Source organism: Peribacillus sp. FSL H8-0477, assembly GCF_038002765.1.
Classification (GTDB): domain Bacteria; phylum Bacillota; class Bacilli; order Bacillales; family DSM-1321; genus Peribacillus.
The window spans coordinates 44,534-56,723 of sequence record NZ_JBBODE010000003.1; the positions used below are offsets into that span (position 1 = coordinate 44,534).

Consider the following 12,190-nt stretch of genomic DNA (forward strand, 5'->3'; position numbering starts at 1 on the left):
GAGCCTTGATTTTGTAAAGGAAGAGAAAAAATGAACTCAACTGTAGAATATATTAAAGAATGGCAAAAAGCCCTTCAAATTGAAATACAACATGTGAAGAAGTATGGCAGTACTCGTTATCGAATCAGTAACGGCCACCTGCTGTCCAGCAGCGATTTGTTCAGTTATTATTTTGAATCGACTGTCTCTATTCGTGTACCAGTAGGCTCCCAAATTCGATTGGTTTGGGGAGGGATAGAACAGGAGGGACGTGTCCTTTCATCCGAGGGGAAAAGCATCATCCTCTCCTTCGAGAAGTCTTTAGGCGATTTAATTAGTGAAGCCTTTCTTTATCACGATCCATGGGAACTTCTCGATCATTTAATCTCACGCCTTGATGAAATAAAAAAAAGCAAACAAAAACGGATTCGAGTTAAACGATTAATGGATCCCTCTATGCCTCCTAAGCATCCGATTGCAGAAGAAGACTCAACCAGTCTGCGTGAGTTGTTTGTCCGCTCGAAATACAATCCGATTACGTTTGTCTGGGGACCTCCGGGTACAGGAAAAACCTATACACTGGCTCGAGTTGCAGCCAATCATTACTTTAAAGGAAAAAGGATTCTGCTTTTATCGCACAGCAATCAAGCGGTCGATGTGTTAATGGAAGAACTATCAGCCTTTGTAAAGAAAAAAAAGCGGTTTAAAGAAGGAGAAATTCTTCGCTATGGTACGCAAGTCGGCGACGTTTTATCAGGACATCCTGACATCATTACTTCACAGCTTCTGAAAATGAACGCTCCTGATTTAATAGATGATAAAGAAGGTTTAGTCGACGAAAAAATGCACTTAAAACAAGATCTTTCTAGTTCATTTAGCAAACGTGATTCAGAAAAGCTAATCGATCTAGAGAAAAAACTGGTTCGAGTCCTTGAGAAGATTCGTCAAAAAGAGATGGAGTTAGTAAAAGAGGCGAAGATCCTTGGTACCACGCTTGCGAAAGCGGCGAGTGACCAAACACTTTATGAAACGGAATTCGACATAGTCATTCTGGATGAAGCGAGTATGGCCTATGTCCCACAGGTTGCTTTTGCTTCGTCACTGGCTAAAAACCTTATCGTCTGTGGAGATTTTAAACAGCTGCCCCCGATTGCTTCAGGACGTCATCCGCTAGTCACTACCTGGCTCAAAGAAGATATTTTTCACAGTACAGGCGTAGCGGAATCGGTCAAAACCGGTACGCTTCATCCACATTTATTTTTACTCAAGGAGCAGCGGCGGATGCATCCAGACATTTCAGCGTTTACCAATCGATATATTTATAATAATTTAGTCGGTGACCATCCGGATACCGCTAAAAAACGCGGCGGCATCATGACAGCCAGCCCGTTCCCAAATCAAGCAGCCATTTTACTTGATACAAGCCATTCTGGCTCTCATTGTCTTTCAGAACGGACCTCCAAGTCCAAAATGAATCCATGGCAGTTATTTATTTCGTTTCAGCTGATTCATGAAGCGTATATGGGGGGCGCACGATCCATCGGCTATGTTTCCCCTTATCGCGCACAAGCGGCTTTAATGACTCAGCTGCTTGATGATGTATACCAGGAAGAACGATCTCATGCCGATATTATTGCGGCAACGGTTCATCGTTTCCAAGGGAGTGAGCGGGATGTGATGATCTTTGACACGGTTGATAGTTATCCTGAACAACGAGCAGGTATGCTGCTGACTGGTAAAGACAGTGAGCGGCTGATCAATGTAGCGATTACTAGAACAAAAGGAAAATTCATTCAAGTTAGTGACACGTCATTCCTTAAGAAAACTGTATACAAAGGAAAGGTACTAAGGCAGCTCGTTGACTATCAACAAGCGGCTGGACAAAGCATTACGAACGTTGAAATCGGAAAGTGGATTCAACACCATCATCCGAAACTTAACTGGATGCATGCCCGAAAACTAGAACCTGTTTTTATTGATGTGAAAAATGCCCGAGAAAGCATCGTGATTTCACTTCCAAATCAATCTGTTCTGACACCAGATTGGATACAAGCGATAAACAGCAGAAAGCCATCGGTCAAACTTACCGTTATCAGCGATCAGCAAACACGTTTAACACCGGATTTTGCTGTTCACTCGAGCATCGCTTTTCCATTTATCATGATTGACCGTCAATACTTTTGGTTAGGCCTGCCGCTTGATCAAGGAGAAAATATTTTACCTCCTTATGTAGCGGCTAGACTGGATTCCCCTTCGGTTTGTCAACAATTTTTAGCTCAACTTCCGCAAAAAGAATAATACCTATTTACCTCTGTGCTGCATATACTGACTCAGAAACGAAGCAGCCCAAAGGAGATGAGCGTTATGGATAATATGAAGTGGACCCTTACAGATCCCTATGTGTATCAAACATTGACGGGTATTATAGGAAAAAATGTGATTGTTCAAACGGCCAAAGGTTCTGTTACTGGTGTCTTACAGGATGTTAAACCAGATCATATTGTAGTCAATATGGGTGGATCGCCGTTTTTTATTAGAACACAGCAAATTGTATGGGTTTCACCAAGTTAAATTAGTCATAGTCCTACTTTTCCCTGCATATGTATGGAACGAGTGTCCGGTTACTATTTGGGGAGGGAAGTTATGATTAAGCGTGTTAATCGAATTGCGATAGAATTGCCAATGCCTAAACACGGCGACATGAAAGCAGCCGCAGCCGTTCAGGATCTAATGGGCGGCAAATTCGGAGAAATGTCTACATTGAACAATTATATGTTCCAATCGTTCAATTTTCGTGACAGAAAAAACTTCAAGCCCTTCTACGACATCATTGCCAGTATTACAGCAGAAGAATTCGGCCATGTTGAATTAGTAGCCACGGCGATTAATTTACTTTCATATGGAAATACGTTTCCTGGAGATCCTGACATTGCACCACTGCAAAATGGGAAGCATTCTAATTATCCGCTTCATTTTACCGCTACAGCTCAAACAGCATACCCTGGTGATGCGATGGGCCGGCCATGGAACGGTGAGTACGTCAATAACTCAGGGAATCTCGTATCCGATTTACTTGCGAATTATTTATTAGAAATTGGGGCTCGAACACATAAAATGCGGGTCTATGAAATGACAGACCATCCAGTGGCAAGAGAAATGATTGGTTATCTGTTAGTCCGCGGCGGCACCCATATTATTGCGTATGCCAAAGCACTTGAAGTCGCAACAGGCGTGGAAGTAGGGAAGATGCTGCCCGTACCTGATCTAAGTAACAATAAGTTTGATCATGCAAAGAAATTTATGGACCAAGGACTCTATAATGTCCTATATACATGGGGAGAAAAAGAGTATTTAGATATGAAACAAATCTGGAAAGGGCCGAATCCTGAAACAGGTGAACCATTAATCGTCATTGATGGGATGCCTAAAGGTGCTCCGCCGCCAGATTTGCCAGCAGTACCTGAAGAATTTGCTCCAGGGATTGATCGAGACGATTATGAACGAATTCTTAAGCGTCTGAAGAGTAATATGTAGTGGAAACGCCTTTTGCAGACTACTGTAAAAGGCGTTTTTTGTTTGAAAGAAGGGAGGGAGTAAGAAAAAGCTTAAGTGACAGTCACTCAAGCTTTTTTACTAATTAAAATCCAGCCAGCTTTTTAGCATACATCATATTTAAATACCTGTGTTTATAAAATTCAGGTGAACGTTTTGCTCGTTTAGCAATATACGGATCTGGATTTTGATTATTAATTTCAATAATGGATAAAGCTAGGTCTTGATCAATCCCAATATCGACCCCAATATTGCCGCAATGATAGCCTTCAGCTTCGATTACAGCTAATACATTTCTGCATAGTTCGATAATCGTCTGCTTTACTTCTGAGATTTGTTTGTTATTTAACTTCCAAACCTTTTTCAAGGTCTTATCCGCTAGTTCCGCTCGCCCGCCTGCTGTTATATTACTCACAATGCTGCCGCTTGCACCATATCTAGCAAAAATGCCGCTGGTTTGCCATTCGCCTTGATGATTCTTAGCCATCATTACCCTAAAATCAATTAAGCTTTGATTATGGCGCATCAGCGGGATCGTTGCTTGAATTAAATAGTCTCCTGGGTTGATCAGCTTCTGAAAAAATAATAAAAAGGATTTTTCAGTCCGATATGAACGTACCTTAGGCTTCCGTTTCATTTTATAGCGAATCGTATACCCGGAAGAACTCTTTTCTGCTTGGAAAATATACCTGCCGAGCCGTCCATGGATAGGCTTAATATAGATGGTCTGATGCTTTTCAATCATTTCTTTTATCGTTTGCGGATCCATGTAGACCTTCGTTTCAGGCAAATGATTTTCATACCTAGGTTTAAGCAATTTATACATATCCCATTTCGAAAATATGGGGTAATTGAAAACGGCTGATCCTAGGCCTTGTTTAAAATGCAGCATGACCTTGGTGAAATTATCCCATTTATTAGTAAGGCTTGCTTCGGTTATAGAAAGAACAGAAGCGGGGTAGGTATACGTACCAGGAATCCACTTTTTTGTTTCAGGTTCATAAATATACCCTTGGATTTCCTGTTTATTTGTATTCACACCATCTAGAGCAAATGCTACGACTGTACCACCAATTCTATGATAATAAGTTAAAAAGCTTGAGAGAGTCGTAACTAATTCAGCTAATACTTCACCTGATAAGTCAGCTAAAATCCCGATATAAGGTCCAATAATGAGCTTATTTCGCTCAACACGTAAACAATAAGCAGACGTAAGCGGTATTTTCATTTGTTTGAGTATATCGGCTGACACCAGAAGATGATCTGCTTCAAGCGCTTTAGAAGGATTCACATGTACAGAATGCGTTTTTTGTCCATATTCGAGGAGGATTTCTTGACCATCCGTTAACTCAGCAGCTAGTTCAGAATGGTAGGGCAGGATAATCGTATTTTTATCTGATTCAATGGGTAAGATCCGATACATCCGTTTTCCCTCGCTTTTATATAAAGTCATCCTATTTGGAGGAGACCTAATCTCAGTAGTTTCCTGACTAGTATATGTAAGTAACAATAAATGGTCTGTGCAGGTATGAATCAAAACGTAAAATGGGTGGTTTTAATGAAACGCTTTTTATCGCTTGGAAATAAGATAATACCAAATGATAAAAAAGAGAGTTGGGTACTCATGAAAACGTTGCAAGTTGACCAGGTGCTTCCGGTTTTGCAGGGAACTGTGGTATCAGGAAATCCTCATCAGTTAATTAAACATGTTGTCAGCCACCCGAGGCACCAAATAAAAAAACACTCCTTAATTTTTTTTGATCCCAAAAAGCACTTTACTCTTCCAAAAGACTTAAGTACTTGTACATTAGTATCCTCACATGCTTCCGTTCTGAAGTATATGGGGAAGGGGGTAACCCTTATAAAGGTAGGAGCCGTTATGAAAGCTTATTGGGCGTTTATAAAGTATTACCGCAGCCAATTTACCATCCCGGTAATTGGTGTCACAGGTACATCAGGAAAAACAACAACAAAAGAAATGATTGCTTCTATGCTTGGAGATAAAAAAGTCGTGAAAACGCTTCTTAGTCATAATGCGTTAGAGCGGAATCTTCATTATCTAGTACAGTTTGATGAAGATACCGATGCTGCCGTAATGGAAATGGGCGTTGCCGGACCAAATCAACTTTGGCATTCCGCTCGACATTTCCGACCCACTATTGGGATTATTACAAAGATAAGTACGGATCATATGGAGGACTTTAAAAGTCAAGATGCGTATTTTAAAGAAAAAATCCAAATGCTTAATGCAGTTGGAGAGCACGGGACCATCATCTTGAACACCGACGACGAATATAGTCAACGCATCCCGCTCAAACAGTTTAAAGGCCGTATTCTTTTCTTTGGAAAAAGCACCAATGCTCATTTTCGGGCTGGCGAAATAGACTTTAACCATGAAAGACACGGGATGGACTTTATCCTCTTTTATGGAAAACGGAAATTCACTTGTTTTGTACCAGGGTATGGGACTCATAATGTGTATAATGCCCTTGCAGCCTTTGCAGCGGTCACAGAAGCCGGTGTACCGATCGAAACGGCCATTGAACGGCTAAATGATTTTCGACACGTCAGAAGTCACTTAGAGTTCCATAAAGGCATACGCAATTGTTTAGTAATTGATGATACCTGGAATACAAATACTACTTCTATTGAGGCAGCACTTGAAGTACTGAGGGAAACCTCAAATGGAAAACGGACAGTTGCTGTATTAGGTAATGTCGCCGAGATGGGGGAACACACACTAATTGAACATCAGAAAATTGGTGAACTAGTTGTTGCCAATCAGACTAATGTCCTGATCACTGTCGGTAAAGATGCGAATCAAATTGGAGAAAAAGCTGCAGAATTAGGAATGAACGAATCACACATTCATCATGCCCGCAGTAAAAAAGAGCTCATGAAGCTATTAATCCGACATGCTACTGAAGATAGTATCATTTTAATGAAGACCTCTATGCGAAGTTCCTATAAGGATGTTATGAAGCAGCTGCTTAATCATTGAATAGTAAAAAAACTGCCAAAGGGAAAAATGGCAGTTTTTTTATGTTAAATCATACTTAGTAAACAAATAACCGGCATATTCGATCGGCGTCGAAAAGATCGGAAGAAAATCTTTGTGTAAAATCTCTCCGTTTTTAATTAGGCCGCCAACATAATCACTAATAAAATTACATTCTACAAAATACGGTTTACCTTTCTTGGTAACGCCAATATCGAATCCTAAATCGGCAATGTGAGGATAAACTGTGTTCATGTATTCAGCAATATAAATCCCAAACGAAGTAATTTTACTTTCCAGAACTTCATATGGAATAGATGGATTCGTGACCTCAGCGATTTCAGCAAGTCGATACGTCTTGCCGCCATGTGCGCCATTTGTTAGATAATCATCACTACCTGCAACCTTGCACATGATAGCCGATACCTGAAAGATCCCGTGTTCATCTTTCTGAGCGGCGACTCGCATGTCAAAAGGTTTGTTATAGTATTTTGCAAGCGGAATATATTCCTGAATCAAATACTGCGTTTTTTCCATACGAGAAAAAATAATTTTCGAAGGAGTGTGTTTAAAAAAACGCTTTTTCAGCACTATACTACCTTTTATTTTATAAGATAGCACCCAGCCATCCCTGTTCTTCTCCAGCTTCATCGCACCTCGGCCGCATTCTCCGTAATTCGGCTTTAGAAACAATTTATCATACTTTTGCATCATCATGAGCAGCGTTTCAGGCGTTAGCAATTCAGTATGAGGCAGATAAGGCCGGAGGGAGGGATCACGATACAAAATCTGATGAATCGTGTATTTTTCTACATCATAATTGGGGACATTAAACACTTTAATCCCACTTTCCTGCAGAGAGCGGATATGTTTTTTAGAAGACGGTAAATAGTCTAAAACACGTGTGTATATGACCTTGGGGGAAGGGACGTTCATAAGAAAGTACCCATCTTCACCCAAGACATAGGCATCAATCGTATCTTGATTCGGTTTAATTTGAAACAATTTAAAATAGCAGGGAGTAATCCCAATCCGTTTAGCTGTTTGCTCAAATATTGAAAACATTACAGCGGTATCTTTATCTGGGTTAAGCATCTTATCATAATCGTTTTTAGGAATAACGATGCCAAGATATCGTGTAGTCACATAGATCGACTCCTTAAAAATAGACAGTATATGTATAACATATGAATCTTAAGAAGAATTGCCAAGGCAAATGGCTAAGCCTAAAAAAAATAAAAAGAGCGCAACCAAATGGTGTGTTAATATCAAGAAACGTTAAATACAGGCGCATAGAACGTTTTAAAGATAAATTAGGGTAAATGTTCTAAATGTATCCGAAATACGCCAAAAAGAGCTCTATGAGAATTTAAAGGTATATCTAAGCGGCATACAATGATATTAAATGCTGATAAGTATGGCAACCCAATTATTTGTCAGCTTAAATGTATCAATTACTGAATGAAGGAATGCTGATTATAATCAAACCGTCTTAAATCCGTTTTAGCTGCTGAATAACAGGTAATTAAAATTGCTGAGTAAGTTTGCATAAAGACTGAACATCTCAAAATTTTCATTCTGTCTCAATATTAAGAGTATTCTTGTGATATGAGATATTATAGAGATAAAAAAATTAACTTCCTATAATATATATTATGTTCGGGGCGTTGTATGAAATAGAATAAATGAAGTAATTCTCCTACTCTATTCTATGTTTATAACTGCTATTTTTACTTTTTTCAATATCAATGTAATTAACGCTATATTCGATGACATCATTGATGAATACATGATGGCTCTTCGCGAATTCTTTCAAGTTCACTAATAGTTCTTGATCATACGTTGTTTTAAATTGAACACGGTCCTTGGGACGCAGTTCTTTATTATACGTGATTACACCTTGTGATAAAACATGCTGCAAGCCTGTTTCTAGTAAGTAGTTAACATGCGTATCATGTGTTTGAGCCAGCGTATCTAATTCCTCTAATATGGATTTGCTAATATTCGTTCTAAATTTCACTCTAGATGTATCGGTTGTCTGAGTTAAGTGACCATTGACCAGTTTCCACATTTTATTCGCTCCTTACAGTTAGATCGTTTTAACAACTTAATTATATAAGACATTGATAGGCTTAGAAAGAATTAATCCTCTAATTAGGGAGATAAAATGATAACACGGGTCATTAACCTCACTATTTTATGGAAAATTAACTATATTGATATAGTTAATTAAAGCAAATATGCCAAAAATCACGGTGTTAGACCAAAAAAATAGTATATTTGAATACTTATCAAAACGTTAGAATAAGCAAAGTGTCTTCCCTTTGCTTATTCTAAGCCTGCCTATTAAACGGTCGCTTTAACTTCCCATTTATCGACGACAGTCACGCCAAGGTTTTGAAATGTATCCATTTCATCGAATACTTTTGGTACTTCATCAAGCGAGATGGTTTTGGTAACTAATGAACCTGGTTTCAATTTACCTGACTCTACCATACTCAGCATGCTCGGATATCGTGAAGGCTGCATGCCGAGCGAACCAATTAACTGGATCTCAGACTGAACAATAAAATCAATTGGAAGTGGAATCATTCCTTCCTCATCACGAGATGTAAGACCAATTTGCAAGTGTCGTCCTCTTTTACGCAACCCGTTGATTGCTGCCTGACAAGTCTGTGTAATGCCTAAAGCATCTACGGAAACATGGGCTCCTCCCTTCGTTATTTCACGTATAGCTTCTGTTGTATGACCGTCTTTGGCATTAATCGCTGCAACTGCACCTAACTGCTTAGCAAGGTTTAGCTTGTCCTCTCCAATATCGACTGCAATAACATTGGCTCCTAATGCGCTCGCAATCTGGATTGCAGACAGTCCTACACCACCGCAGCCATGTACCGTTACCCATTCCCCTCCAGTAACCTTCGCTTGATCTGTTATCCCGTGAAATGCCGTCATAAACCGACACCCCATACCTGCAGCTTCAACAAAGCCAATCGAATCGGGTAACTTTACTAAATTAATATCCGCACTAGGAACAGCCGTGTACCTGCCGTAACCGCCCCAAGTCGAGAAACCTAGCAGCTGGATATTTTCGCATATGTTATGATGACCGCTTTGACAATAAGGGCAGGTGCCATCCCCAATGGTAAATGGAGCAATTACTCGGTCACCTTTTTTAAAATTCTTAACATTTTTTCCTGCTTCTTCAATGATTCCTGAAAATTCATGACCTAAAATATGTGGTAATGGCAGCTTTATGCCAATCCAATCCCAATCTCCTTGCCATGCATGCCAATCACTCCTGCAAACCCCATTTGCTTCGACCTTTATAACCACACCATCGTCTGCACATTCTGGATCGGGCATATCCCTAATTACGAGCGGTTTTTTCAGTTCTTCCATTACTAATGCTCTCATAACATACCTCCTTTTTAGTAAGCGCTTACATGTATGGTTGGTCAAGTAGTTATTAAAATAGTACTATCCCTTCTTATCCCTAGTCAATACAGCAGCATTTGCTAGTGCCTGTCGAAAATCGGACACTCATGTCTCATCTTTTCCTACGTTCCCCTTAATTTGTTGTTAAACACCTACAGCACCTACAATAGAATAAAGGTAAATATGTCGAAAAAAATAGGCTGTTACATGGGAATTCCCATGTAACAGCCTTATTTTATTTAGAAGCCAGTTGTTTCTCACGGCCTTTGTTTATATTTAAGATTAGGAAGTATAGAATGGACGCGATTGCGAGTGCATACCAGATAAACTGAGCTGCTGGCTCTTTAGAAATTCCGGTCATGGTAAACATAGACGGAATGGTCAGGGTCACCCACGAGAGAACAATAGCAACTTTGCCTGTATATGCGTCAATGTCTTTCCCGCATGACATAGAAAGATAGAACAGGAACCATAGGTACGCCCAAAATGCCCATGTTATGGCGTTAGCGATATCACCAAATTGAATAATCGATACTAATGTGTAAACGACAGATATAATCGCTACCCATAATGAAAAATAACCTAGTCCATTGCCATTAAGATCTTTAATAATTGTTACAGCTAAAAACAGATACGTTAATCCGAATAAGAAGATACTGGAGTAATTATAAAGTGTCCAGTTCGTTTGGTCTGACACGAATACCAAGTATAAAGGAGAAATCGTTTGAATCGCACCTACGAATAAATTAAAGTAGGCAATACTTTTTCCGTCTGCTTTACCAATCAGAAATAGTCCGTTTAAAAATAACACCGCTCCTGATAAAAATAATCCTATTGTACCCATATAGCGCTTTGTGAAAAGAATACTTTTCACAAATACCCCCTTTTATGATGAATTTTCTAGATGAATTAAAAAAGAAAAAGCACTCTCCTTCTATTCGAAAGAGAGATGCTCTTATTATCTACTAAAGTTTGTCAATTATTATTATTTGATAATCAGACTAACAATGATAGATGTTAGGATACTTACCAAAGTTGCACCGTAAAGAAGTTTAATACCAAAGCGTGCTACTACATTACCTTGCTTTTCATGCAATCCTTTTACTGCACCGGAAATGATTCCGATTGAAGAGAAGTTTGCAAATGAGACAAGGAACACAGAGATGATACCAATTGATTTTGAACTTAGTTCTGAAGCTGCTTTCGTTAAGTCTAGCATCGCAACAAATTCATTGGTTACTAGTTTCGTTGCCATGATGCCCCCCGCTTTAACTGCTTCTGCTGCTGGAATACCCATCAACATGGCAAAAGGAGAGAAGATATATCCAAGAATTTCTTGGAAGCTGATTCCAAAGATCATATCGAACAAACCATTGATTCCTGCCATTAAGGCAACAAAGCCGATTAGCATCGCAGCAACAATGACCGCTACCTTGAAGCCATCCATAATATATTCACCAATCATTTCGAAGAACGATTGTTTCTCATCGTCTTGAACAACTAAGATGTCTTCTTCCTCAGAAACGGTATACGGATTGATGATTGAAGAGATGATGAAACCACCAAACAGGTTAATAACAATAGCTGTAACTACATATTTGGGTTCAATCATGGTCATATAAGCACCAACGATTGACATAGAAACGGTTGACATAGCAGAAGCACACAAGGTGTAAAGACGCTGCTCTGATAGTTGACCAAGTTGTTTTTTCACTGTGATAAAGACTTCAGACTGCCCGACCATAGCAGATGCTACAGCGTTATAGGATTCAAGTTTACCCATACCATTAACTTTGCTAAGTACGAATCCAATCCATTTCATAATGAAAGGAAGAATTTTTAGGTATTGGAAGATACCAATTAATACAGAAATGAATACGATAGGAAGCAGTACCGTTAGGAAGAATGGAGCTTCTCCCCCGTTGGCAATCCCGCCAAATACAAAGTTGACACCAACTGCTGCATACTCTAAAAGCTTACCGAAGACACCTGCAAATGCCTTAATGACTACATATCCAAACTTCGTATTCAGTAACAAGAAAGCTAAAATGATCTGGATAACAACCATAATAATAATTGGTTTTATTTTAATCTTTTTACGGTCGCTGCTAGCAAGAAAAGCAAGTCCAAAAACGACAATTAGTCCGAAAATCGCTATTAAATAACTCATGAGTTACCCCCGGTGTATAATTATTAGTTTCTACCTATTACGTAAATATAAAA

The 12,190-nt window shown here is 39.3% G+C and carries 10 protein-coding genes; 4 read left to right on the forward strand and 6 right to left on the reverse strand.

What is annotated here, in order from left to right:
• Positions 1-30 precede the first annotated feature (30 nt).
• The 3 genes from MHI18_RS21355 (at position 31) to MHI18_RS21365 (ending at position 3,513) form a co-directional block, all read left to right on the forward strand.
• Positions 31-2,277: a DEAD/DEAH box helicase gene (locus MHI18_RS21355; protein ID WP_340850394.1), complete on the forward strand. Its 2,247-nt coding sequence runs from the start codon at positions 31-33 to the stop codon at positions 2,275-2,277.
• 66 nt (positions 2,278-2,343) lie between these two features.
• Positions 2,344-2,550 (forward strand): YuzF family protein, encoded by a 207-nt coding sequence (locus tag MHI18_RS21360; protein WP_201647903.1) that lies wholly within the window; start codon positions 2,344-2,346, stop codon positions 2,548-2,550.
• A gap of 72 nt (positions 2,551-2,622) precedes the next feature.
• Complete coding sequence (locus tag MHI18_RS21365; protein ID WP_340850395.1) at positions 2,623-3,513, forward strand: manganese catalase family protein; 891 nt, start codon at positions 2,623-2,625, stop codon at positions 3,511-3,513.
• 103 nt (positions 3,514-3,616) lie between these two features.
• Here MHI18_RS21365 and MHI18_RS21370 read toward each other — a convergent pair whose 3' ends face one another.
• Positions 3,617-4,984, reverse strand: coding sequence for a YheC/YheD family endospore coat-associated protein (locus tag MHI18_RS21370; RefSeq protein WP_340850396.1), 1,368 nt, complete (start codon positions 4,982-4,984; stop codon positions 3,617-3,619).
• A gap of 105 nt (positions 4,985-5,089) precedes the next feature.
• Here MHI18_RS21370 and MHI18_RS21375 point away from each other — a divergent pair, with 105 nt between their 5' ends.
• Complete coding sequence (locus MHI18_RS21375) at positions 5,090-6,532, forward strand: Mur ligase family protein (RefSeq protein ID WP_340850397.1); 1,443 nt, start codon at positions 5,090-5,092, stop codon at positions 6,530-6,532.
• 39 nt (positions 6,533-6,571) lie between these two features.
• Here MHI18_RS21375 and MHI18_RS21380 read toward each other — a convergent pair whose 3' ends face one another.
• From MHI18_RS21380 to MHI18_RS21400, 5 genes are all read right to left on the reverse strand, one after another.
• Positions 6,572-7,675 (reverse strand): YheC/YheD family protein, encoded by a 1,104-nt coding sequence (locus MHI18_RS21380; protein WP_340850398.1) that lies wholly within the window; start codon positions 7,673-7,675, stop codon positions 6,572-6,574.
• A gap of 553 nt (positions 7,676-8,228) precedes the next feature.
• Positions 8,229-8,600 carry an rRNA methyltransferase gene (locus MHI18_RS21385; protein WP_340850399.1) on the reverse strand — a complete coding sequence of 124 codons (372 nt, stop codon included), beginning with the start codon at positions 8,598-8,600 and terminating at the stop codon, positions 8,229-8,231.
• Between the two features lie 275 nt (positions 8,601-8,875).
• Entirely contained in the window at positions 8,876-9,946 is a 1,071-nt protein-coding gene (locus MHI18_RS21390; protein ID WP_340850400.1) for a zinc-dependent alcohol dehydrogenase family protein, read from the reverse strand.
• A 256-nt stretch (positions 9,947-10,202) separates the two neighbouring features.
• The gene (locus MHI18_RS21395; RefSeq protein ID WP_340850472.1) at positions 10,203-10,811 is read right to left on the reverse strand and encodes an AmiS/UreI family transporter; all 609 of its coding nucleotides are present in this window, start codon (positions 10,809-10,811) and stop codon (positions 10,203-10,205) included.
• Positions 10,812-10,952: 141 nt separating this feature from the next.
• Positions 10,953-12,137 (reverse strand): NupC/NupG family nucleoside CNT transporter, encoded by a 1,185-nt coding sequence (locus MHI18_RS21400; RefSeq protein WP_340850401.1) that lies wholly within the window; start codon positions 12,135-12,137, stop codon positions 10,953-10,955.
• Positions 12,138-12,190 lie beyond the last annotated feature (53 nt).